Annotated in this window: 20 protein-coding genes and 1 pseudogene; 9 read left to right on the plus strand and 12 right to left on the minus strand. The window is 66.9% G+C overall.

Translation table 11 applies throughout. The features are described from left to right. Positions 1–91: 91 nt before the first annotated feature. The 3 genes from BTH42_RS27310 to BTH42_RS27320 form a co-directional block, all read right to left on the minus strand. Positions 92–727 (minus strand): carbonic anhydrase, encoded by a 636-nt coding sequence (locus BTH42_RS27310; protein WP_075304288.1) that lies wholly within the window; start codon positions 725–727, stop codon positions 92–94. A gap of 314 nt (positions 728–1,041) precedes the next feature. Then, positions 1,042–1,347 (minus strand): DUF4148 domain-containing protein, encoded by a 306-nt coding sequence (locus tag BTH42_RS27315; protein WP_075304289.1) that lies wholly within the window; start codon positions 1,345–1,347, stop codon positions 1,042–1,044. A 252-nt stretch (positions 1,348–1,599) separates the two neighbouring features. Beyond that, positions 1,600–1,860 (minus strand): DUF1488 domain-containing protein, encoded by a 261-nt coding sequence (locus tag BTH42_RS27320; protein ID WP_075304290.1) that lies wholly within the window; start codon positions 1,858–1,860, stop codon positions 1,600–1,602. 361 nt (positions 1,861–2,221) lie between these two features. Here BTH42_RS27320 and BTH42_RS27325 point away from each other — a divergent pair, with 361 nt between their 5' ends. Then, positions 2,222–3,808: a rhomboid family intramembrane serine protease gene (locus BTH42_RS27325; protein WP_075304291.1), complete on the plus strand. Its 1,587-nt coding sequence runs from the start codon at positions 2,222–2,224 to the stop codon at positions 3,806–3,808. A 75-nt stretch (positions 3,809–3,883) separates the two neighbouring features. Continuing rightward, positions 3,884–5,056, plus strand: a complete 1,173-nt coding sequence (locus BTH42_RS27330) for a TIGR03118 family protein (protein WP_075304292.1) — start codon at positions 3,884–3,886, stop codon at positions 5,054–5,056. Positions 5,057–5,084: 28 nt separating this feature from the next. Here the strand turns inward: BTH42_RS27330 and BTH42_RS27335 are convergent, their stop codons facing one another. Further along, positions 5,085–5,738 carry an isochorismatase family cysteine hydrolase gene (locus tag BTH42_RS27335; RefSeq protein WP_075304293.1) on the minus strand — a complete coding sequence of 218 codons (654 nt, stop codon included), beginning with the start codon at positions 5,736–5,738 and terminating at the stop codon, positions 5,085–5,087. Positions 5,739–5,910: 172 nt separating this feature from the next. On the opposite strand from BTH42_RS27335, the gene BTH42_RS27340 reads away from it, so the two are divergent. Next, positions 5,911–6,906, plus strand: a complete 996-nt coding sequence (locus BTH42_RS27340) for an aldo/keto reductase (RefSeq protein WP_075304294.1) — start codon at positions 5,911–5,913, stop codon at positions 6,904–6,906. Between the two features lie 309 nt (positions 6,907–7,215). Beyond that, positions 7,216–7,722, plus strand: coding sequence for a hypothetical protein (locus BTH42_RS27345; RefSeq protein WP_075304369.1), 507 nt, complete (start codon positions 7,216–7,218; stop codon positions 7,720–7,722). A gap of 48 nt (positions 7,723–7,770) precedes the next feature. On the opposite strand, the gene BTH42_RS27350 is transcribed toward BTH42_RS27345, so the two are convergent. Genes BTH42_RS27350 through BTH42_RS27375 form a run of 6 tightly spaced genes read right to left on the minus strand, consistent with a single transcriptional unit; the run spans position 7,771 to position 12,229 of the window. Continuing rightward, positions 7,771–8,091 (minus strand): type II toxin-antitoxin system PemK/MazF family toxin, encoded by a 321-nt coding sequence (locus BTH42_RS27350; protein ID WP_075304295.1) that lies wholly within the window; start codon positions 8,089–8,091, stop codon positions 7,771–7,773. After that, positions 8,085–8,333 (minus strand): AbrB/MazE/SpoVT family DNA-binding domain-containing protein, encoded by a 249-nt coding sequence (locus BTH42_RS27355; RefSeq protein ID WP_075304296.1) that lies wholly within the window; start codon positions 8,331–8,333, stop codon positions 8,085–8,087. The genes BTH42_RS27350 and BTH42_RS27355 overlap by 7 nt, the downstream gene beginning before the upstream one ends. 60 nt (positions 8,334–8,393) lie before the next feature. Next, positions 8,394–9,146 (minus strand): precorrin-4 C(11)-methyltransferase, encoded by a 753-nt coding sequence (gene cobM, locus BTH42_RS27360; RefSeq protein ID WP_075304297.1) that lies wholly within the window; start codon positions 9,144–9,146, stop codon positions 8,394–8,396. A gap of 16 nt (positions 9,147–9,162) precedes the next feature. After that, entirely contained in the window at positions 9,163–9,897 is a 735-nt protein-coding gene (locus BTH42_RS27365; RefSeq protein ID WP_075304298.1) for a cobalt-precorrin-6A reductase, read from the minus strand. Then, positions 9,894–11,006 carry a cobalt-precorrin-5B (C(1))-methyltransferase gene (locus BTH42_RS27370; RefSeq protein WP_075304299.1) on the minus strand — a complete coding sequence of 371 codons (1,113 nt, stop codon included), beginning with the start codon at positions 11,004–11,006 and terminating at the stop codon, positions 9,894–9,896. Before BTH42_RS27370 ends, BTH42_RS27365 begins: the two co-directional genes overlap by 4 nt. Beyond that, positions 11,006–12,229, minus strand: a complete 1,224-nt coding sequence (locus tag BTH42_RS27375; protein WP_075304300.1) for a bifunctional cobalt-precorrin-7 (C(5))-methyltransferase/cobalt-precorrin-6B (C(15))-methyltransferase — start codon at positions 12,227–12,229, stop codon at positions 11,006–11,008. Before BTH42_RS27375 ends, BTH42_RS27370 begins: the two co-directional genes overlap by 1 nt. Positions 12,230–12,766: 537 nt before the next feature. Here BTH42_RS27375 and BTH42_RS27380 point away from each other — a divergent pair. The 5 genes and pseudogenes from BTH42_RS27380 to cobJ form a co-directional block, all read left to right on the plus strand. Beyond that, positions 12,767–13,774: pseudogene (locus tag BTH42_RS27380) on the plus strand (sigma-54 interaction domain-containing protein); the annotation flags it as partial. Positions 13,775–13,985: 211 nt separating this feature from the next. After that, a complete protein-coding gene (locus tag BTH42_RS27385; RefSeq protein WP_143752223.1) occupies positions 13,986–15,575 on the plus strand; it encodes an oxidoreductase in 1,590 nt (529 codons plus the stop codon). Further along, the gene (locus tag BTH42_RS27390) at positions 15,568–16,194 is read left to right on the plus strand and encodes a precorrin-8X methylmutase (RefSeq protein WP_075304302.1); all 627 of its coding nucleotides are present in this window, start codon (positions 15,568–15,570) and stop codon (positions 16,192–16,194) included. Before BTH42_RS27385 ends, BTH42_RS27390 begins: the two co-directional genes overlap by 8 nt. A 21-nt stretch (positions 16,195–16,215) precedes the next feature. Next, entirely contained in the window at positions 16,216–16,959 is a 744-nt protein-coding gene (locus tag BTH42_RS27395) for a precorrin-2 C(20)-methyltransferase (RefSeq protein WP_075304370.1), read from the plus strand. Beyond that, a complete protein-coding gene (cobJ, locus tag BTH42_RS27400) occupies positions 16,956–18,836 on the plus strand; it encodes a precorrin-3B C(17)-methyltransferase (RefSeq protein ID WP_075304303.1) in 1,881 nt (626 codons plus the stop codon). Before BTH42_RS27395 ends, cobJ begins: the two co-directional genes overlap by 4 nt. Before the next feature lie 10 nt (positions 18,837–18,846). Here the strand turns inward: cobJ and BTH42_RS27405 are convergent, their stop codons facing one another. After that, positions 18,847–21,468, minus strand: coding sequence for an AAA family ATPase (locus BTH42_RS27405; protein ID WP_075304304.1), 2,622 nt, complete (start codon positions 21,466–21,468; stop codon positions 18,847–18,849). Then, entirely contained in the window at positions 21,465–22,652 is a 1,188-nt protein-coding gene (locus BTH42_RS27410) for a DNA repair exonuclease (protein WP_075304305.1), read from the minus strand. The genes BTH42_RS27405 and BTH42_RS27410 overlap by 4 nt, the downstream gene beginning before the upstream one ends. Between the last annotated feature and the right edge of the window lie 24 nt (positions 22,653–22,676).

Consider the following 22,676-nt stretch of genomic DNA (forward strand, 5'->3'; position numbering starts at 1 on the left):
AACGCGGCGCCCGAATTATTCGGTGCGCCGCGTTTTTTTATTGCGTGTCTGAAAAGCGCTTTTTACCTGCGCCGGCCGTCAGCCTCAGCCGTTAGACGGCATAAATTTCCGGATTGTCCGCGAGCGGCAAAAACTTACCGGTCTGGCCGTCGAGCGCGGACATCTCGCCGCTTTCGATATTGAAGATCCAGCCATGCAGGCGCAGCGTTTTGTTCACCAGCCCGACCGCGACCGACGGATGCGTGCGGATGTTGCCGAGCTGTGCGATCACGTTGTCCTGCACCAGCGCGGCGAGCCGCTCCGCATCGGAGCAGTAATGACGCGACGCATTGATCGCCTTGGCGGCATCCGCGTGACGCAGCCAGCTCTGGACCGCCGGCATGTGTTCGAGATTCGTGCAGGTGGAGATCGCGGTCATCGCGCCGCAGTTCGAGTGGCCGCAGATCACGATGTCGGTGACGTTCAGCACTTTCACCGCATATTCGACGGTCGCCGACACGCCGCCCGGCTCCGGCCCGTACGACGGCACGATGTTGCCCGCATTGCGGATCACGAACAGCGAGCCGGGCTCGGTCTGCGTCAGCAGCTCGGGCACCACGCGGCTATCCGAACAGGTGACGAACAACGTGCTGGGACTCTGCGCGGTCGACAAACGCTTGAACAGCGCGCTTTGTTGCGGAAAGACCTCGCGTTGAAAGCGGATCAAACCTTCGATGATTTCCTGCACGATATGCTCCAGAAAAGCGAAGAGACGATTTGTTGGTTGCCGCGACTATACCGCAGCCGCCCTCTCGCCGCGCGAATCGTCGTGCTAATCGCGGCGCGCAATGAGCGGCCGGCGCATGACGCGCGTCGATAAAAAAAGCCCCGGCTGTTGCCAGCCGGGGCCAACTCTCTCGCTACACACCGGAGACGATGCGTGCACTGCCTACTGTACCGATGCGGGCGACGCGGATATAGACGCTAGCGTGGAAGAGTCCTTTCCACCGGTATCCGGATCAATGCAAAATCGCCGCCACGCGCACCGATCCCGCAACGATCTCAGCGCGCGGCCACGCCGCTGCCGCTGGCTGCGACTGCCGGGCGGCCCGCTTCTACCGCGCCCGCCGCCGGTCCGCCATACGCGTTAGCGGCGGCGTTCTGCGCGGCGACGCGGGCTTCGGCCTCCTGAACAGCTTCCGGATAGTGAGCCTGATCGCCGTCGCCGACGTGATAGCCGTTGTGCTCGAGCTGGATCAGTTCGGCGCGAACCTGAGCGCGCGTGACCGGCGCATTCGACTGTGCAAAAACGGTAACCGAGGAAACGAGCGAAATGCCGATGACAGCGGCCTTGAACAAACACTTCATGATGAAACGAGCTCCGTAGATTGAGGGGTCCGCGGCGGCCGTCTGGCGTTCTGGTTACGCTGGGCCGCTGGTGACACTCAATATAGGCGCTGCTTTTCGATTGAATAACGGCCGTGCGTCGAACGGAATGTTCCCGATTCTGGAGAAGTGGATCAACGTGCGGGTTCAAGTGAGCGCCCCGGCCGCGCTGCGGGCTTCGGGTGCCTGATGCGCGCGGCAGCCGTTGCGGCTCCGCGCGCCGGATCGCGTCGACTAGTCGAAGTCGCGCGTTTCGAGTTCCACGGACCGCCCGCCATTACGTTCGAGCACCTTCTTCGTAGCATTTTCAATGCGCGCGCGGTTCGCCTCGAAGGTCCCCACCAGATCGTGGGCCGACGGGCTGCCGTTGCCGAAATGGTCGTTGAGCGCGTCGAGCGACACGCTGCACCATACGTCCTTCCCATCCACATTGGCCTCGTAGGCGACGCGCGCCGCTGCCACCACCTCCCGGCGTCCGGTGAATTCGATCCTCATAATGGTCCTCCATGTGTCAAAGGGAATTCTGACTACGCAACGCACGTGCCATCCCGGACCGAGGCTTCCGGCCCGCGAGCGACAGGCGCGCATTCTGCACACGGTGCATCCTCGATTGCGGCCGTCTCGCGCGACCGCGCCGCTGCGCCGCGGCAAAGCTTCCTCGGGCCGCCGCCGGACGCGTACAACACATCGATACTACGCTTTTCGCGTGGCGCGCCGGGTAATCTGGTCTGGACTACGAATGGCCGGGCGCCGCGCCGCCCGCGCAAACGGCACTTGAAATAAACATCCGCGCAACCCAGAATGGCGCCACGCTACGCAAGCACACACAAAAAGAACACTGAGAGAAGGCGATCAAATGGATCGTATCGAACCCGCATTCGGAGCGTCGGGCCGCGCTCCGCGCACGGCCGGTTTTGCCGCATCGGCTACATCTCCCGCGGCAGCGGCAGCCGACGCGTATGCCGTCGCCCCCGACGACCCCGCACCGGTGTTCCGCGTGCGTTACTCGATCGGCCCACGCCGGCCCTGTCCGCTGACGGCGCTTCGCAATGCATTCGGCATGAAGGGCGATCTGTCGATCAACGGCGACTTCGTCACGCTGCATCGCTCGAACAACAGCGAACCGCGCACCTTCTACCGCGCCGACATCTTCGACATCGAATTTCGCGAGCGGCGGGTCGGCTTCGATCTGCACCTGAGCGCGCACGACATACAGCATGTGAGTCTGAAAGCGCGCAACGTCGCGCAAGCGCAGCGCCTCGTTCAGGCGCTGCCCGCGCAGATGACCGCCCGCTTCGCGGCCGAACGCGTCGCGCTCACCACGTTCCCGCAGCGGCTCGCAGCGTTGACGCCGGTGCCGTGGTTCACCTACGCGCTGATCGCGCTGAACGTCGCGATCTTCTTTGCGATGTGCGCGAGCGGTGTCAACGCGATACGCCCCGACCACGCCGCGCTGCTCGCGTGGGGCTCGAACTTCGCGCCCTATACGATCGCCGACGAGCCGTGGCGCCTGCTCACTTCCGCGTTCATTCACGTCGGCTTTGTGCATCTGCTGTCGAACATGCTCGTGTTGTGGCTGCTTGGCCGCACCACCGAACGCCTGTACGGCAATCCGCGTTTTCTCGCGCTCTACCTGTTCGCCGCGGTGACCGGCGGCATCACCAGCCTTCTGGTGCATCCGGCGGTCAACAGCGCCGGCGCGTCCGGGGCGATCTTCGGCGTGGCGGGCGCGTGGCTCGCGTTCGTGCTGCGCTATCGCCGCGAGTTGCCGGCCGAGCTCGCGGCGCGCAACCGCCGCGCGATCGTCGTGTTCATTCTGTTCAGCCTGTATAGCGGGCTGCTGCAGCATCGCGTCGACAACGCCGATCATATCGGCGGACTGCTCGGCGGCATGCTGATCGGCGCGCTGCTCGCGCGGCCTCTGGCCGGCGACGCGCGCGAGCGCAGCTCCAGTGCCAGCGCGATTGCGGCGAGCGCGGCAGCGATGCTGTCGCTCGGCGCGCTCGCGTATCCGCTCACGCATCTGAGCCCTGCCCGCCTTCAGGAAGCCAACTTCGACAGACTGCTGGTCGAATTGCAGCCCGCGCAACAGAAGGCCGTCGCGGACGCACGCGCGTGGAGCCGTTCGCGGATGGCGTCGCAACTCGAACGGGACGCGGCGTCGAACCGGATCATCACGCAGATCCTGCCCGAATGGGATGCGATCTACGCGAAGGTCGACAGCGCGCCGCTGCCGCCGCACTCGCGTTATCTGCCGCTGCGCGCGGCGTTGCTGCGCTATCTCGACGACAACCAGCGGATGTACCGGCTCGCGGCGGTGCTGCTCGCGCATCCGCAGGAACTGGATGCGGCGGCGTTCGCGCCGATCCGTGCGCTGGCGCAGGACGCGCGCGAACAGGCCGCGCAGATCAGGCAGTTCGCCGCGCAGGCGCACCCGAAATAAACCGTTCGGCGCGGGAATAAGCCGCGCGTCCTCCTCGTTCAATCAGCGTAACGGCTCTCGACGAGGAGTACGGCCATGAAGTCCCTACTTGCTGCTTTAGGGGTCCTGACAGGCGGCGCGGCCATCGCGATTCTCGCGTCCTGCGGAGGTGGCGGCGACTCCAACGGTTCGGGCCCGCCCGCCCCGTCGATGTTCAGCGCCACGGCGCTCGTATCGGACGGCGCAGTGCCCGCCGCGCACGTCGACACGAATCTGAAAAACGCGTGGGGTGTCGCCTTCAATCCGAAAGGCTTCGTCTGGGTCGCGGACAACGGCACCGATGTCGCCACGCTGTACGACGGCAACGGCGTGCCGCAAACGCTGGTCGTCGCGATACCCGACGGCACGAACGGCTCCGCGGCGCCGACCGGCATCGTGTTCAACGGCACCTCCGGCTTCACCGTCGCGCAGAACGGCAAATCCGGCGTCGCCGCGTTCATCTTCAGCGGCGAAGGCGGCACCATCACCGCATGGGCGCCCGCGGTCGGACCGACCAATGCGTTCGTCATGTACGACGACGGCACCGGCGGCGCCGTCTACAAAGGTCTCGCGCTCGCCACGCTGAACGGCGGCAATTTCCTGTACGCGACCGACTTCCACAACAACAAGATCGACGTGTTCGACAGCACGTTCGCGAAGATCAACCTGCCCGGCAGCTTCAAGGATCCGGCGCTGCCGGCCGGGTTCGCGCCGTTCGGCATCCAGGCGATCGGCTCGAACCTGTACGTCACCTACGCGATGCAGGACACCGCCAAACACGACGACGTCGCGGGCGCGGGACTCGGCGTCGTCGATGTATTCGACACCGCCGGCAATCTGAAGCAGCGCTTCGCGACCGGCGCCGCGCTCAACGCGCCGTGGGGCATCGCGCTGGCGCCCGCGGGCTTCGGCTCGATGAGCGGCGCGATCCTGATCGGCAATTTCGGCGATGGCCGGATCAACGCGTTCAATGCGGCGAACGGTCAATCGCTCGGGCCGCTGAACGGCAAGGACGGCAAGCCGCTGGTCGAGCCCGGTGTATGGGGGATCGCGTTCGGCAACGGCCTGAACAATCAGCCGGCCGCGACGCTGTTTTTCGCGGCCGGTCCGAACGACGAAGCCGATGGCCTGTACGGCAGGATCGATCTGCTGCCGGCGTCGAGCACGGAGACCAGCGGCGGGTCGGGGTCGGGTACCAGCAGCGGGGGCGGCGTGAGCGTCGGAATGTAGCGCGCACGATGGCAAGGATGCCGAAGCATCATGCAAGCAGCCGCAGCGCCTGTTCGATCGACAACACCGTGCTGCGCGAATCGAACGCGGTCGCGAACAGGTGGTCGTGGACCACCTGATCCGGGTCGTAACAGCAGTCCTTGACCGTGTACAGGCGGAAGTCCGCGTCGCTCGCGTACGAGAGCGACGACAGCACCACGCCGGTCGAAGCAATACCGACCATGATCAGCGAATCGATCCCGCGCGCGGCGAGACGTGCCTGCAGATCGGTGCCGAAGAATACGCTCGCGCGCTGCGCGGCGATCAGCGGTTCGTCGGCCCGTTGAGCCAACTCGGGCGCGGTGCGGTCTTCGACAAACAGACCGAGCCGCTTGATCCCCTGACCATTGCGGTTCAGCGGACTGACTTCCGGATAGCCGGGACTAAAGCGCAGATTCGCGAAATAGACGGCGACGCTTTTCGCGCGGGCCGCGTCGCACAAGCGCCGGGTATTGGCGAGCAACGCCGGCGCGACCGCCGGAAAGAGTCCGAGAATGTCGGTCTGGTAATGCATGACGAGCAGCGCGGTGTGCGCCGGCCTGATAGATGGGATTTGAGGTGGGATTTGCTCGCCTGGATCGAGTGTTCCGGCGCTGACGTCCGGGTGATTGGCGATGCCGTCGGGACTTGCGTTGCCTGTCATTACGTCACCTTTGTGCGGGTTCACGTGCTGTGGTCGGAACGGCTGCTGCGAAGTCGTTCCGATCATACTGGAATGCTTTGCGCGAGCTAAACTATCCGCCGTTCGCCGGCACCGCTGCACGGGCAGTGGATCACTAGCGACGCACATCGCACATCAGGAGACAGGCATTCAAATGACGCTTTCGACGAGAAAATTGGGACGTACCGGCTGGACTGTGTCCGAGATCGGTTTCGGCGCATGGGCTATCGGCGGCTCGTGGGGCGATGTCGCGGAAGACGACGCGAAGGCCGCGCTGAACGCCGCGCTCGATAACGGCGTCACCTTCATCGACACCGCCGACGTCTACGGCGACGGCCGCTCGGAGCGCATCATCCGCGACGTACTGCGGCAACGCGGCGGCGACCGTCCGGTGGTTGCCACCAAGCTCGGGCGCCGGCTCGACCCGCACGTGACCAGCGGCTATCTGAACAAGCGTGAACTGGCGGGTTTTATCGACCGGAGTCGCGAGAACCTGGGCGTCGATACGCTCGATCTCGTGCAACTGCATTGCCCGCCGAGCGAGGTTTATTACCGTCCCGAAGTATTCGATGCGATGGACGAGTTCGTCGCCGACGGCAAGATCCGCTACTACGGCGTGTCGGTCGAAAAGGTCGAGGAAGCGCTGAAGGCGATCGAATATCCGAACGTGGTGTCGGTGCAGATCATCTACAACATGTTCCGCCAGCGCCCGGCCGATCTGTTTTTCAGGCAGGCGCGCGAGAAGAACATCGCGGTGATCGCGCGGGTGCCGCTCGCCAGCGGGATGCTTACCGGCAAGCTGTCGGCGCAGTCGACGTTCGCGGCGGACGACCATCGCGCGTTCAATCGGCACGGCGAGGCGTTCGATGTCGGCGAGACGTTCTCCGGCGTGCCGTACGACGTCGCGTTGCAGGCGGTCGACGAACTGCGCGGGCTGGTCCCCGTGGATGCGTCGATGGCGCAACTGGCGCTGCGCTGGATTCTGATGGAAGAAGCGGTCTCCGTGATCATTCCGGGCAGCAGGAACGCGGCGCAGGCTGAGTCGAACGTCGCGGCGGCCAATCTCGCGCCGCTGTCCGATGCCGTGATGCAGACTGTGCGCGAGGTTTATCGGCAGCATATTGCGCCGCATGTGCATCAGCGCTGGTAAAAACGTGGGCGGCCCACGCATCTGAATGGCCTGGCCGGATCGTCTAGCAGGATTCGGCCAAGCTTCCGAAAAGGTCCGCCGAAACGCTATCGCAAGCAGCGCGCGCACTGGACCTTTCAATTTGAAAACCCTATAAAAACAACGTGCACGCGCATTCGAGGACCCGAGAGCCGACGCGCTCCGCCTCGCCCCGATCCACTGCCACCTCGAAGACATCGATCGCCTCCGGGTAACGGTCTGCCCGGGCGATACCGCACGCCTGTCACTTGACCGCACACGTCATCGAAAACAGTGTGGAGGTTGACGATCATGAAGAACAACAGCAATGCCGGCCAGTCGCTCGCCTGGTTGCTGGCGGGAGTTGTTATGGGATCCTATGCGTTGGGCGCGGCGGCCCAGACGCTGCCCAAGCGCGGCACCATCGAGGCCACCTATACGGCGGCCGGCGCCGATGTGAGGAACATCAGCGTCAGCGGCGACGATGCGGTCTATCTGTTCGAGGCGACGCTGCTGATGGCGCACAACGGCAATTCGCCTTTGATGCAGAACGTGACCGCGCGCTGTGTCGAAGCGGGCTTCAGCGCCGGCACCGCGACCGGCTACTGCGTGTACGCGGACAAGGACGGCGACAAGTTCATCGAAGCGTTCACCTATCAGGCCGGCTCGACCACCGGCAAGGGCACGCTCGGTTCGGGCACCGGCAAATACAAGGGTATCGAAGGACAGTTCGACTGGCAGCAGGTGCGCGCGTTGCCGTCGGATAAAGGTACTTATAACTACGTCGGCAAGAAGACCGGGAGTTATCGGATTCCGTGAGTTGTCGCGGCGAGCCGGGCTGGGTGCCGTGGGTCGCCGTTTTTTTTCTTATTCCGCGAAGACTTCCTGCAAGGTGCGAAGACTGTAGGACAACGTATCTGCACCTACCGAGCCTTCTTTCTTGATCAGGCGTATCTTATCCACCGCACGTATCTGGTCCAGAAGAATCAAGCCTTGCTTGCGCTTGAACGTAACCGGTACTCGAAAAGGCGCCGGACGTCCCTTCGAGGTCATGGGCGCGACGATGACCGTTCGCAAGTGGTCGTGCATTTCAGGCGGCGAAATCACTACACAAGGGCGAGTCTTTTGAATCTCACTGCCCAGGGTCGGATCGAGCGCGACCAACCAGACTTCCCCGCGGATTACCATGCCGACTCCGCGTCGTCGGCATTCGGAAATTCACCCATTACCAGAGCATCATCGCCGCTTTCCGCGAGAGCCTTGCTTGCCTCGGCCCAACCTTCGCGAACTTTGTGCCTAGGACGTCGCAAGATAATCGAGTCGTTCTCGACTTCCATCTCCACTTCGTTTTCCAGCCCCAGTTGCGCCAGAACCGGCTTCGGGATCAGCACTCCCTGCGAGTTCCCCATGCGACGGATCGTCGTTCTCATAGCACCTCCGTTGGAATCACAATGTTATTACACTTCAAATCGAATGTAAACACAATGTTATTACTCGGCATCGGGTGCAGCTTCGGAAGCCTCTTTCTGATACAACGTCGAATCCGCAAACCCCTCCGCCGCCAGCACCTGGCCCACCAGAATCAGCGCGGTCCGCTCGATCGCACTGCCCTGCACTTTCGCGACGATATCGTCGAGCGTGCCGGTGATCTTCTCTTCATCCGGCCAGCTCGCGCGATAGACGACCGCGATCGGACACGCGCCGCCGTAATGCGGCCGCAATTCCTCGACGATACGCGCCAGATGCCGCACGCCCAGATGAATCGCCATCGACGCGCGATGCCGCGCCAGATCGCCCAGTTGCTCGCCGTCGGGCATCGTCGTCTTGGTCGCGTAGCGCGTCAGAATCAGCGTCTGCGACACGTCGGGCAGCGTCAATTCGCAGCCGAGCGTCGCCGCGCAAGCGGCCGTCGCGGTCACACCCGGCACGATTTCGTAAGGAATCCACAACTCACGCAGCCGCCGAATCTGCTCGCCGATCGCGCCATACAGCGACGGATCGCCCGAATGCACACGCGCGACGTGCTGCCCCTTCGCATGCGCGGCCGCCAGCAACTCGACAATCCGGTCGAGATCGAGTTCGGCGGTATTGACCACCAACTCCGCGCTATGCCCTTCGAGCACCGCCGCCGGCACCAGCGAGCCCGCGTACAGGATCACCGGGCAACTACGCACGAGGCGCTGCCCTTTCACCGTAATCAGCTCCGGGTCGCCCGGACCCGCGCCGATAAAAAACACCGTCATTCAGGACTCCAATTATTCAATGCCATGTTCGCCGAGCCACGCGCAACGCGTCCTGCAGCTCGGCCAGCCCGGCGAATTCGCGCTCGACCGAAGGCAACGCCGGCCGCCGCAGCATCACGACCGGCAAGCCGCGTTCGCGCGCAATCTCGAGTTTCGCTTCGGTCGCGCCGCCGCCGCTGTTCTTGCTGACCACCACGTCGAAACCTTGCAACGCGAACAGCGCGCGTTCGCCGTCGAGCGTGAACGGCCCGCGCGCCGCGAGTATCCGCGCGCGCGGCGTATCCGCCGGGCCATCGAGGCAGCGCACGGTCCAGAACTGATGCGGCGGAATTTCGTCGAGATGCGCGAGCGGTTCGCGCCCGAGCGTAAACAGCGGGCGCCGGAACAGCGCGAGCGCGTCGATGAGTTCGTCCCAGTCGCCGACCATGCGCCAGTCGTCGCCGGCTTGCGGCTGCCATGCGGGACGACGCAGCGCCCAGCACGGCACGCCGGCCGCGCGGCTCGCGTGCGCCGCATTCGCGCTGATTTGCGCGGCATACGGATGGGTCGCATCGATCAGGAGACCGATGCGTTCGTCCGCGAGATAACGCGCGAGCCCTTCGCTGCCGCCGAATCCGCCGACGCGTACTTCACAGCGCAGATCGTCGGGCACCTTGCCGAGACCGGCGAGGCTGTACACATGCGCGGGCCCGAGTTGGCGCGCGAGCTTCAGCGCGTCGCCGGTGCCGCCGAGCAGCAGGATTCGCGTCATCGCGCGACTCCGACCACGTTGCCCTGGCGGTCGATCGCGAAGATTTCGACGCTGACCTGGGGCGGAACGATATCGCGCGCGACGGCCAGCGCGCGCCGGCAAACGATCTCGCCGAGCGGCACCTGCTGCGCGTGCGCCAGCGCGAGTGCCTGCTGGCTCGTGTTGGCCGCGCGCATCGCCGCCTGCAACGCGTCGTCCGCGCCATGCTCCGCGGCCCACGTCGCGAGCTGTTCGAGATCGATGCTGGAATTGCGGCTGTGCAGATCGAGGTGGCCGGCCGCGAGCTTGCTGAGCTTGCCGAAGCCGCCGCAGATGCTCAGCCGCTCGACCGGCGCGCGCTTCATATGCTTGAGCACCGCGCCGACGAAATCGCCCATTTCGATCAGCGCGATCTCGGGCAGTCCGTAATGCGCGCGCATCGCGTCCTCGCTCGCGTTGCCGGTGCACGCGGCCAGATGCGTGTAGCCGTTCGCGCGCGCGACGTCGATGCCCTGATGGATCGACGCGATATACGCAGAGCACGAAAACGGTCGCACGATGCCGGTGGTGCCGAGGATCGACAGTCCGCCGAGAATGCCCAGGCGCGGGTTCATCGTTTTCAGCGCGAGCTGCGCGCCGCCTTCGACGCCGATCGTCACCTCGAAGCCGCCGCGATACGCGTGCTGCGCGGCGAGTTCGTCGAGATGGCGGGTCATCATCTGGCGCGGCACCGGGTTGATCGCCGGTTCGCCGACCGCGAGCGTGAGCCCCGCGCGCGTGACGGTGCCGACGCCGGGCCCCGCGCGAAACCGCACGCCCGGTTCGGCCACCAGACGCACCCGCGCGAATACGACAGCACCGTGCGTGACGTCGGGGTCGTCGCCGGCATCCTTGATCGTGCCCGCTTCGGCGACCCGGCCCGAGTCGCCGGGTTCGCCGGTCTCGAGCCTACGGCAAAACGTAAGCCGCATCGGCACCCGCTGCCCCTTCGGCAACACGATCTCCGCGACTTCGCTGACTTCGCCCGCGAGCAGCAGCCGCGCGGCCGCGAGCGACGTCGCGGTCGCGCAACTGCCGGTCGTGTAGCCGCTGCGCAGCGGCGCCGGCTGTTCGGGCGTTTCGTCGCGCATCACGACTCGGTGGCCGGCGCGGCCGGCTTGGTCACGTCGAGCAACGTGATCGGCAACGCCTGGCGCCACGTATCGAAGCCGCCGAGCGGTTGCGCATGGGCGAGCGCGATGCGCGTCAGCGTGCCGCCGTGCTGCTCGCGCCACGCGGCGAGCACCGCTTCGCCTTGCAGCGTGACCGCGTTCGCGACCAGCCGGCCGCCGTCGCGCAAGCGCGCCCAGCACACGTCGAGCACGCCCGGTTCCGTCACCCCGCCGCCGATAAACACCGCATGCGGCGCCGGCAATCCCTGCAACGCGGCGGGCGCGCGCCCGGCCACCAGTTGCAGGCCGGGCACGCCCAGCGCATCGCGATTGAGTTCGATGAAGCGCTGCCGCGCGGTGTGCGCTTCGATCGCGATCGCACGGCAGTTCGGATGCGCGCGCATCCACTCGATGCCGATCGAACCGCTGCCCGCACCGACATCCCACAGCAATTCGCCGGGCGCGGGCGCGAGACGCGCGAGCGTGATCGCGCGCACGTCGCGTTTGGTGAGCTGGCCGTCATGGATAAAAGCGTCGTCGGGCAGGCCGCAGGTCAGCGGCAAACGCGGCGCATCCGCGGTCGCGCGGCATTCGAGCGCGATCAGATTGAGCGCCGCCAGTTCGCCTTCCGGCCATTGATCGGCGCGGCCGTCGATCCGCCTCTCGCGCTCGCCGCCGAGATGTTCGAGCACCGCGATGCGGGTCGCGCCGAAGCCGCGCGCGGTGAGCGCCGCCGCCAGTTGCGCGGGCGTGCGGCCGTCCGCGCTCAGCACGAACAGACGCGCGCCGTCGTGCAGATGCGCGTTCAACGCGGCGAGCGGCCGGCCAACCAGCGACACCGTCGCGACCTCCTGCAACGGCCAGCCGAGCCGCGCGGCCGCGAGCGACAGCGACGACGGCGCCGGCAGCACCCGCAATTCACCGGCCGGCAGATGCCGCGCGAGCGTCGCGCCGACGCCGAACAGCATCGGGTCGCCGCTCGCCAGCACGCACACCGCGTGCGGCCGCTCGGCCAGCAGCGGCGCGAGATCGAACGGCCGAGGCCACGCGGCGCGGCGCGCGGCGAGCCGCGCGGGCAGCATCGCCAGATGCCGCTCGCCGCCGTACACCACCGACGCGCCCAGCAAAGCACGCCGCGCGGGCCGCCCCAAACCGGCGAAGCCGTCGTCGCCTATGCCCACCACGGTCAGCCATACCGGCATGCATCCATCCTCATTCTGTATCGTCGACCTGATCCGGCGCCCGCGCGCCGCCGCACGCGGCAATAGCACGCGGTGCGCGGCGCGGGCGCTTTGAAAGCACGCATGATACCGCCGCGACGCGGCCGGCGGGACTCGCGACAGACCGCGACGGCGCCGCCGCCCGCACTGCCGGCGAACCGCCGGGCGAACCGCCGAGCCGGCCGCCATTCCCCGCCGCGGCGGATAATAATCACGATGCGTATTTCATTTCGCCGCTTCACAATAGCCGCACCGCGAAAAACCCTCCGTCACCGTTGCCAATTAAAAAGAATTAGAAAATCGGCACCGTGAAATCGTATTACTTAGATAATCTCACCGCTGCTCGTAACAAGTGTAAGAATTAGTAAATGACGCCGACGCACCCCCCGCATTAATTCGAATATTAATTCATCCGACAATTGCTCCATATATTCAGGATGGCTATATCATGCGCCTTTTATTCACGAACGTGGTTGACAGCCGGTTTCATGCCTGATGCATGAAACAGCGGCGGGGGCTGCGTCCTGTGACGCAATGAATGAAAATGCACAAAACAGAATAATCGGTTCGAGCGAAGTGATGCTCACGTTATTGCGAATAATTCATAAGGTCGCAACTGTCGAGGCACCGACTCTTATTCTAGGAGAAACCGGAACCGGCAAAGAACTGAGCGCCCTTGCCATTCACGAACTTTCGGCGCGCCGCAATGCGCCATTCGTGGCGGTGAATTGCGGCGCAATACCGAGTCAATTACTGCAATCGGAGCTTTTCGGTTACGAACGCGGCGCGTTTACGGGCGCGATGCATCGCAAGATCGGGCGGATCGAAGCCGCGACCGGCGGCACGCTGTTTCTCGATGAGATCGGCGACATGCCGCTGGAAAGCCAGGCGAGTCTGCTGCGCTTCCTGCAGGAAGGCCAGATCGAACGGCTCGGCGGCAACGCGCCGGTCGCGATCGACGTGCGGGTCATTTCCGCGACCCACGTCGATCTGCTGGCGGCGATCGCCGCGAACCGCTTTCGCGCGGATCTGTATCACCGGCTCTGCGTGCTGCAGATCGAAGAGCCGCCGCTGCGCGCGCGCGGCAAAGACATCGAGCTGCTGGCCGGGCATTTCTTCGAGCAGTTCAAACGCGACGCCGGCCGCAAGCTGTACGGCTTTTCGCGCGACGCGGTCGCCGCGCTGTACGACTACGACTGGCCCGGCAACGTGCGCGAACTGCACAACCGCATCCGTCGCGCGATCGTGATGTCGGAGGGTCGCCGGATCACCGCGCGCGACCTCGGTCTGCCGGCCCAGGTCGAGATCGAACCGGCGACGCTCGCGCAGGCGCGCAAGGCGGCCGAGCGCCAGGTGATCGAACGCGCGCTGCTGCGCAATTGCGGCAAGCTCGGCGATACCGCGCAGCAGCTGGGGGTGTCGCGGGTCACGCTGTACCGGCTGCTGAGCGCGCACGGGATGCGTCATCCGAATGGCGAGAACGCCGAAAACTGGCACGACGCGCTGCCGGCCGAGGCGCCCGCGTAAGCCCGGCGCCGTCGCGGCAGTGACGCCGATGCGCGCGCGCAGAGCGCCGATAAAGCGGCGCCGCGGCCACATCGTAAAGATATAATGGCCGCTTTGATTGCTCACGGTTCGCCCGAAGCGCTTCGGGCCGCATGCTTCACGCCGCTCCCCGCGGCACGATCCAGCGAAGCCGTGGCCATGTCCATCGCGCGACGCTAAACCCGGTGTCCTCTTGAATCGAGCTTCGCCCTCCACCGTTTTGCCCCACGCGCTCACCGCATCGCGACCCTCGGCCTGCCCGGGGCTTCTGCGCATCGTCGCCGCGCGCGACGGCGGGATCTGCCGGATCAAACTGCCCGGCGGCGAACTGGCCGCGGTGCAGGCGCGCGCGATCGCCGACGCGAGCACGAAGTACGCGCACGGCGTGATCGAGCTGACCAATCGCGGCAATCTGCAACTGCGCGGCGTGCGCGCCGGGCATGAAGCGGGGCTGAGCGCGGCGCTGCTGCGCGCGGGGCTCGGGCCGGTTATCGCCGCTGGAACGGCGGCTGAGTTTGCTGAGCCTGTCGAGTCCGTGGAGTCCACCGAATCCGCGGCGTCTGTGGAGCCCGCCGAATCCGGCGCTTCCTTCGCGGCGAACGACGCCGGCACACCCAACACCGCCGCGCTCAGTTCCGCCGACGACGTGCGCAACCTGATGATCAGCCCGGTCGCCGGCCGCGACCCATACGCGCTAATCGACACCGCACCGCTCGGCGCCGAACTGCTCGCGCTGTTGCAAAGCGACGCGCGTTTCGCGGCGTTGTCGCCGAAATTCGCACTGCTGCTCGACGGCGGCGAACGGCTCGCGCGGCTCGACCATCCGCATGACGTGTGGCTCGCGGCATCGAATGGGGAAGACGGCGTGCGCTTCGTGTTCGGGCTTGCCGGCTGTCCGGGACCGGCGGGTGTGGCTGATGTAAATGCGCACGGCGACGCTAATGCGGACACAAGCGCGGATGCCGCCGCCCCGCGTGATGCAAACGCAAACGCAAACGGCACCGGCGCGCTCGCGGCGGTATTGCCGTCCCACGTGCCCGCGCTCGTGCGCGCGATACTGCACACCTTCCTCGACCTCGCGCCCGCCGACGCGACCCGCATGCGCGACCTGCTCGCGTTGCAGTCCGCCGACGCGCTGCTGCAACACGCGCAACGCTACGTCGACTTCCCGCTCGCGCGCGACGCATCGCTCAGCCACTGGCAACGTCCACACGCCGCCGATGCCGCGCGGCGTCTCGGCGCGCACGCGCAACGTCACGCGGGGTTGTGGCACGTCGGCGGCCAGCCGCCGCTCGGCCGCCTCGACGCGGCCACGCTGCGCGCGCTCGCCATGCTCGCGCAGCGCCACGGCAACGGCCGTCTGCACGCGACCCCGTGGCAAAGCGTGCTGCTGCCCGAGATCCCGACCCGCGCGGTGCCTGCGGTGCTGGCCCGGCTGATCGCGCTCGGCCTCGCGTGCGATCCGGCCGAGCCGATCGCGCACGTGATCGCATGCGCGGGTTCGAGCGGCTGCGCGAAAGGCCTCGCCGACACCAAGAGCGACGCGCTGCAACTTGCCGCGCAACTGCCCGCCGGCATCGACGTGCACCTGAGCGGCTGCCCGCGCTCGTGCGCGGCCGCGCACTGCGCGCCGTACACGCTGCTCGCGAGCGCGCCCGGCCGCTACGACCTTTATCAACGCGACGGCGGCCCCGGCTTCGGCCGCCGCGTCGCCAACCAACAGACGATCGACGAGGCCGCCGCGCTGCTCGCGCGCCTCGCCCGGAGTAACCCCAATGCTTGATTACATACGCGACGGTCAGGAGATCTATCGCCAGTCGTTCGCGACGATCCGTGCCGAAGCCGACCTCGCGCGCATCCCCGCGGACCTCGAAAAACTCGCGGTGCGCGTGATCCACGCGTGCGGGATGGTCGACGTGATCGACGACCTCGCGTTCTCCGCCGGCGCCGGCAGCGCGGGCCGCGCGGCGCTCGCGCAAGGCGCGCCGATCCTGTGCGATGCGGGGATGGTCGCGCAAGGCATCACGCGCGCGCGGCTGCCCGCCGGCAACGAAGTGATCTGCACGCTCACGCACGCCGAGGTGCCCGCACTCGCGCGCGAACTCGGCAATACCCGCTCGGCCGCCGCGCTCGAATTGTGGCGCCCACGCCTCGCCGGCAGCGTCGTCGTGATCGGTAATGCGCCGACCGCGCTGTTCCATCTGCTCGACATGCTCGACGCGGGCGCGCCGAAACCCGCGCTGATTCTCGGCTTTCCGGTCGGCTTTGTCGGCGCGGCCGAATCGAAAGCGGCGCTCGCCGCCGATAGCCGCGGCGTGCCCTACGTGGTCGTGCACGGCCGGCGCGGCGGCAGCGCGATGGCCGCCGCCGCGGTCAACGCACTTGCTACGGAGACCGAATAAATGACGGATTGCGTGGCGACAATGAGAACCGCAACGAAGACGCGCGGCACGCTGTTCGGCATCGGCGTCGGTCCCGGCGACCCCGAATTGATCACCGTGAAAGCGCTGCGTCTGCTGAAGGCCGCGCCGGTGGTCGCGTACTTCGTCGCGAAGGGCAAGAAAGGCAACGCGTTCGGCATCATCGAAGCGCATCTGCACGACGCGCAGCAGCATCTGCCGCTGGTCTATCCGGTGACCACCGAAGCGCTCGAACCGCCGCTGTCGTACGAGGCGATCATCGCGGACTTCTACGACACCGCCGCCGAGATCGTCGCCGGCCATCTCGACGCGGGCCGCGACGTCGCGGTGATCTGCGAAGGCGATCCGTTTTTCTACGGCTCGTACATGTATCTGCACGACCGGCTCGCCGCGCGCTACGACAGCGAGGTCGTGCCCGGCGTGTGCTCGATGCTCGGCGGCGCGGCGGTGCTCGGCGCGCCGCTCGTGTATCGGAATCAGAGCCTGTCGGTGCTGTCGGGCGTGTTGCCCGAAGCCGACCTGCGCCGCCGGCTCGCCGATGCGGACGCGGCGGTCATCATGAAACTGGGCCGCAACTTCGACAAGGTGCGGCGCGTGCTCGACGAACTCGGGCTCGCCTCGCGCGCGCTGTATGTGGAACGCGCGACGATGAGCAATCAGCGTATCGTGCCGCTCGCCGACGTCGATCCGATGGCGTCGCCGTATTTTTCGTTGCTGGTCGTGCCGGGGCAGAAATGGCAAGGATGAACGCACCCGCGATCGTGATTCTCGGCGCGGGTGCGCTGCAAACGGCACGGCGGATCCAGGCGCTGTATCGCGAGCGCGCGGCCCATACGCCGTTTGCGGATCATACGGATTGCCAGGTACATGCGTTGCAAGGCCGCGTCGACGCCGATGTGTCGTACCGCGAACTCGGCGCGCATCTGTGCGAGCTGTACGCGCGCGGCACGCCGATCGTCGCGTTGTGCGCAGCCGGCATCGTGATCCGTTGCGTTGCGCCGCTGCTGTCGAACAAGGGCGCGGAGCCGCCGGTGCTCGCGGTCGCGGAGGACGGCAGCGCGGTGGTGCCGCTGCTCGGCGGCCTCGCCGGAGTCAATCTGATGGCGCGCGAGATCGGCGCGGCGCTCGCGGTCGCGCCCGCGATCACGACGAGCGGTGAGCTGCGTTTCGGGACCTGCGTGCTCAATCCGCCGGAGGGGTATGCGTTGGCCGATCTGGGCCAGGGTAAGCGCTTCGTGTCGGATCTACTGGCTGGGGAAAGCACGCGGATCGAAGGCGCGGCGCCGTGGCTCGACGATGCGCAGCTGCCGCGCGCGGCCGATGCGCGGCTCGCGATCCGGGTCACGCCGCATGCGTGGGATGGGCGTGAAGATGAGTTGGTGATTCATCCGCGTTGCGTGGTGGCGGCGGTGGCGGTGAATGCCAACCGCGTTGGCGGCGATGCGACTACCGATGATGCGGCGGCCGCCGAAGCAATCGCCGCAAGCGTGCGCGCGGCACTCGATGCGCACGCGCTTTCGCCGCTGTCGCTCGCCGCTTTGCTCGCGCCCGCCGCGAGCATGGCGGACCCGGCATTGACTCAAGCCGCTGCGCTGCTCAATGTGCCGCTGCGCTTCGCGGACACAAGCGCCAACGCAAGCAGCCCCGCAAGCGCTAAAGACAACGCCGAATCACCCACTGCTGCGAACACGGCAAACGCCACGGACAACACCGGGCCAACCGCCGCCGCGCTGCTGCGCGGCGCCCTGCGCGTCCCGCATCAAACCCTGCACGCCGCCGCGCCACCCGCAACCGCCGCAACAATCGAAGTCGCCCTCGCGCTAGCCCCCCTCGCCATCGATCCCGCGACCCTCGGCCGCCCGCGCGGCCGCCTGACCGTGATCGGCCTGGGCCCCGGCCGCGCCGACCTGATGGTCCCCGCCGCGCGCCACGCGCTGAACGAAGCGACCGACATCCTCGGCTACGACACCTACGTGAAAATGGCCGGCCCGCTGCGCGCCAATCAACGCGTGCACGGCACCGACAATCGCGAGGAAATGCAGCGCGCGCGCCACGCGTTCGAACTGGCGAGCGAAGGCCGCTCGGTGGTGATGGTGTCGTCGGGCGATCCGGGCGTGTTCGCGATGGCGGCCGCCGTGCTCGAAGCACTCGAAGCATCGCACAACGAAGCATGGGCGGCCGTTGAACTGGCGATCGTGCCGGGCGTGTCGGCCGCGCTCGCGACCGCCGCGCAGGCCGGCGCGCCGCTCGGCCACGACTTCTGCATGCTGTCGCTGTCGGACAACCTGAAGCCGTGGACGATCATCGAAAAGCGTCTGCGCCACGCGGCCGAAGCCGATCTGGTGATGGCGTTCTACAACCCGATCTCGCGCGCACGGCCCTGGCAACTGGACAAGGCGCTCGACATCGTGCGGGAATATCGCGCGGCATCGACCCAGGTCGTGCTGGGACGCGACATCGGCAGACCGGGTGGGACGCTGCGCACGCTCACGCTCGGCGAACTGCACTCCGCTGATGTCGATATGCGCACGATGGTGATCGTCGGCTCATCGCTGACGCGCAGTTTTACCGCTGCCGGCGCGCACGGCGCCGAGTGGGTTTATACGCCGCGCTGGTACGAGTGAGCGGGCGCGCTCACGCAACCCTCAGATCCGCCACCGCCCGCTGCCTCACCCCCAGGTCATCCCACAGCTCCGGATGACACGTAAACACCAGAATCTGATGCCGCGTGGCCGCATCGAGCAACGCGCGCTTCAGCGCGTCGCGCCGCGCGGCATCGGTATGCACGGCCGCGTCGTCGAGCATCAGCAGCGTCGGCCGCCCCGAAGCCTGCAACAGGTCCGCGTACGCGAGCCGCGTCAGAATCCCCAACTGCTCGCGCGTACCGAAACTCAGCGCGTCGAGCAGTTCCGAGCGCCCGTCGCGATCGAGCATCGCCGGACTCAGATCGTCGCCGAGCGCGAGGCTCGACTGCGGAAAAATCCGCTTCAGATAGTGGCCGAGCCGCTCGGTCAACGGCGCGCGCAGCTGCGCGAGCGCCGCGTCGCGTTCGTCGACCAGCACTTCGTCGAGCAGACTCAGCGCGCTCGCGCGCAGACTCAGTTCGTCCTTGCGGCGGCTCGCCTGCTCGACCTGCGCTTCGAGCGCGGCGAGCCGTTCGCCGAGCCCCGACGCGCCCATCGTCTCCAGCTGGCTGCGCAGCTGCGCGATCCGCACCTGGCGCTCGTGCTGCTCGCCGCGCGCGAGATCCGCCGACGCGCGATAGCGCTGCGCCTCGGCGGCCGGATCGTCGAGCCGCGCGGCCTCGAGTTCGCGTTCGCGTTCGCCGCGCTGGTTCTTCAACGCATCGACCTTCACGCGCTGCTCGACGATATGCGCCTGCCACTGCGCGCGATTGCGACGGAACGCGTCGTCGCTCAACTGCGCTTCCTTGCGTTGCAGTTGCGCGGCCAGCGAATCGGCCTGCGCGACGCCGGTCGAATAAACGGTCGCGGCCTGCGCGAGCACCTTGCGCGCGGCCTCCAGCGCGTCGCGCGCGATCTGCGCATTGCGCCGCGCCGCATCGAGCGGCAAGGCGGCGGACACGTCCGGCAAACTCGCCAGCCGTTCGCTCGACGCCTGCCAACGCGCGCCCGTCGATGCCAACGCGGCCCGCAACGCATCGATCCCTTGCGGCGCATGCACCGCGAGAATTTTTGCGTGACTCTGCTGTTGCGCGACCAGCGTCTTCCATTGCTCGTGACGCGCCTGCGCGGCGCTCGTCGATGCAACGCCGAGCGAGCGCAGCAACTGCGCATGCTTCGCATCGAGCGTCGCCAGTTCCGACAACTGCGCGGACAGATCGGAGACGCCCGGGATCACCCGCAATTCGCCGAGCGCGCCCAGTTCGATGCGCTTTTCCTCATCGACGCGCAGCACGCCGGTGCCGCTGAGCGTCTGCTCGCCCACTTTCACATCGCCGTTCAGCCGGTATTCGATGCGCGTCATCGCTGCGTCGGTACGCGCTCGCAGCACGGTCAGTTCGCCATCGAGCGCGATCAGCTGCTTCAGTTGCCGCTCGTCGATTTCGAGCGCGGCCGCTTCCTGCGCGGCTTGCAACACCGCCGCATTGGCCTTGTCCGCCTCGGCGATCGAAGCTTCGAGCCGCTCGCGTTCCGCGCGATAAATATCGATCTGCCCGCGCAGATCGGCGGCGCTCACCGCCGCGTTCGCGAGTTCGAGCGCGCGGTTCGCATCGGTGGCCGCCTGCTCGGCTTGCGCGACGCTGCTTTCCGCTTGCGCATGCGCGGCCTGCGCGGCGCTCACTTCGACGCGCACAGCGGCAAGCTGCTCGCGATCGCGCGCGAGCGCGGCTTCCAGTTCGAGCGCGTTCTGCTCCTGCTGCACCGACACCGCCAGCTCCGCCTCGCCGACCCGCAACGACTGGTCGAGCCCTTGCAGGTTGCGCTCCAGCTCCGCGACCGCCGTCGCGCGCTGCTGCGCGGCGGCGGCCTTCTGCTCGTGCAGCTCCCACGGACGACGCCGCTCGGCGTCATCGAACGCTTCCTGCTGCGCGGCAAGACGCGCGATGTTCTCGTCGAACTGCTGACGCTGCTGTTGCAGCTCGTCGCGGCTCGCGCTCAAAGCGACAAGCTTCTGCTCCGCTTCGGCGAGCGGCCCGGTCGCCTTTTGCGTGCGGGCGGTCAGCAGTTGCCGCAATTCACGCTGCACGGCCGCGATCAGCGCATCCTCGCCGGCCGACTCGCGCCCGCCCGACAATTGCGTGAGCGCGTCGCGCAGATACTGCGCGGCGTGACCGGTCGAATCGCGCAGTTCCTGGGTCGCCCCCTGCTGCACCCACAACAGCCCCGGCACGCCGGCGTTTTCCGCTTTCAACGGCCCGCGCGCGGCGCGCGAAAAACCGAGCAGCGCGGCGAGCCGGTCTTCGGCTTCGTCCTCGCTGAAGACCGACTGCCCGATCCGCAACTCGCAGCGCTGCCGCGACACGAACTGCTTCGACAGCCGGCACGCGATCCCGTCGAGTTCGAAACTCACCTCGACCGACGGCTGCCCGTTCGCGAGCCCCCAAGGCAGCAGGTCCTTCAGATGCGAAGCCTTATAGCGTTCGAGAAACACCGCGCGCACCGCTTCGGCGATCGTGCTCTTGCCGGCTTCGTTCGGGCCGACGAACAGATTCAATCCCGGTTGCAGATCGTCGATTACGAGCTGCCCGCTGAACTGCCTGAATTCGCGGATCGCAATACGTTGCAGTTTCATGCGGACCTCGCTTCGGACGACAGAGCGAGCTGTCCCTGTTGTCGTTCGCGCGCTGAAGCGGGTTGCTGTTCACGCTGAAAGCGCGCGAGCAGCAGCAATGCTTCCGCCGCCCGTTTGACCTGCTGCGGATCGGCGGCCGGGTCTTCCTGCAAACCACGCAGACGCGCGACCACCTTCGCCAGATAACCGCTTTGCGCGCCGAGTTCGGCGAGATCGTCGGCGGTCGGCAGCACTTGCAGGCCGCTCAGATCGGCCCGCAGCGCGCGCACCCGCGCACGCGTTTCTTCGACCGCGACATGCAGCGCTTCGGCATCGGCAAGCGCCGCGGTGCCGTCGACCGCGATCCGCAGCACGTCGTGGCGGCCCAACGCGGCGAGCCGCGCCTTCAACGCATCGACGTCGGTCGGCACCGCGATCGTCTGATCCCAGCGCTGCCATTGATACTGACCGACGCGCACCGGCTCGACCCGCGGCACCGCGCCGGGCTCGCTGACGGTCACGTCGAGCACGAAGCCCGGCTCGTTCGCGCGGAAGCGGTCCTGCTCGTGCGTGCCCGCATACCAGGTGCGTTCGTCGACCCGCAGATGGCCGTGCCAATCGCCGAGCGCGAGGTAATCGAGGCGCGCGCTCGCGGCCCGCGTCGGCGCGATCGGATTCGACGAATCGATGCTCTCCTGCAAAATCCCGCCGACGCTGCCATGCCCGAGGCCGATCCGGTGATAGCCGGGCGGCGTGTCGGCGGCATCGAAGAATGCGGTGGTGTCGTCGTAGGTGATGCGCTGGGTGAGCGGCGCGCACAGCAGCGCGGCGCGGCATGCATCGAGCAGCACGACGCCGGGTTCGAGCACCACGCGCACGTTCGGCGCGATGCAATTGAGCCGCTGCGCGCGGGTCCATACGCTTTCGACCAGCGCCGCGTCGTGATTGCCCGGCAGCAGGAGCCACGGCCCCGCGTACGCTTCGAGCGCCGCGAACAGACGGCGGATCACGGTGTCCGACACGGTCTGCAGATCGAACACATCGCCGGCGACCAGCACCGCGTCGACGTTGCGCGCGCTCGCTTCTTCGGCGATGCGGCGCACCGTGTCGAAGCGCGCCTGCGCGAGATGCGCGGCCTCGTCCGGCTCGAACTGGCCGAACTGCGTGCCGATCTGCCAGTCCGCGGTGTGCAGAAACCTGATCACTGTGCCTCCATTGCGATTGCGTTG

Source organism: Burkholderia sp. SRS-W-2-2016 (assembly GCF_001931485.1).
Taxonomy (GTDB): Bacteria; Pseudomonadota; Gammaproteobacteria; order Burkholderiales; family Burkholderiaceae; genus Paraburkholderia.

Bases quoted from the DNA above. Each gene is read 5' to 3' on its own strand.
- BTH42_RS27315 (WP_075304289.1), bottom strand. From the start codon at position 1,347: ATGAAGTGTTTGTTCAAGGCCGCTGTCATCGGCATTTCGCTCGTTTCC.
- BTH42_RS27340 (WP_075304294.1), top strand. From the start codon at position 5,911: ATGACGCTTTCGACGAGAAAATTGGGACGTACCGGCTGGACTGTGTCC.
- BTH42_RS27330 (WP_075304292.1), top strand. From the start codon at position 3,884: ATGAAGTCCCTACTTGCTGCTTTAGGGGTCCTGACAGGCGGCGCGGCC.
- BTH42_RS27370 (WP_075304299.1), bottom strand. From the start codon at position 11,006: ATGCGCGACGAAACGCCCGAACAGCCGGCGCCGCTGCGCAGCGGCTAC.
- BTH42_RS27355 (WP_075304296.1), bottom strand. From the start codon at position 8,333: ATGAGAACGACGATCCGTCGCATGGGGAACTCGCAGGGAGTGCTGATC.
- BTH42_RS27350 (WP_075304295.1), bottom strand. From the start codon at position 8,091: ATGGTAATCCGCGGGGAAGTCTGGTTGGTCGCGCTCGATCCGACCCTG.
- BTH42_RS27320 (WP_075304290.1), bottom strand. From the start codon at position 1,860: ATGAGGATCGAATTCACCGGACGCCGGGAGGTGGTGGCAGCGGCGCGC.
- BTH42_RS27335 (WP_075304293.1), bottom strand. From the start codon at position 5,738: ATGACAGGCAACGCAAGTCCCGACGGCATCGCCAATCACCCGGACGTC.
- cobJ (WP_075304303.1), top strand. From the start codon at position 16,956: ATGAACGCACCCGCGATCGTGATTCTCGGCGCGGGTGCGCTGCAAACG.
- BTH42_RS27365 (WP_075304298.1), bottom strand. From the start codon at position 9,897: ATGACGCGAATCCTGCTGCTCGGCGGCACCGGCGACGCGCTGAAGCTC.
- BTH42_RS27390 (WP_075304302.1), top strand. From the start codon at position 15,568: ATGCTTGATTACATACGCGACGGTCAGGAGATCTATCGCCAGTCGTTC.
- BTH42_RS27395 (WP_075304370.1), top strand. From the start codon at position 16,216: ATGAGAACCGCAACGAAGACGCGCGGCACGCTGTTCGGCATCGGCGTC.
- cobM (WP_075304297.1), bottom strand. From the start codon at position 9,146: ATGACGGTGTTTTTTATCGGCGCGGGTCCGGGCGACCCGGAGCTGATT.
- BTH42_RS27345 (WP_075304369.1), top strand. From the start codon at position 7,216: ATGAAGAACAACAGCAATGCCGGCCAGTCGCTCGCCTGGTTGCTGGCG.
- BTH42_RS27375 (WP_075304300.1), bottom strand. From the start codon at position 12,229: ATGCCGGTATGGCTGACCGTGGTGGGCATAGGCGACGACGGCTTCGCC.
- BTH42_RS27405 (WP_075304304.1), bottom strand. From the start codon at position 21,468: ATGAAACTGCAACGTATTGCGATCCGCGAATTCAGGCAGTTCAGCGGG.
- BTH42_RS27325 (WP_075304291.1), top strand. From the start codon at position 2,222: ATGGATCGTATCGAACCCGCATTCGGAGCGTCGGGCCGCGCTCCGCGC.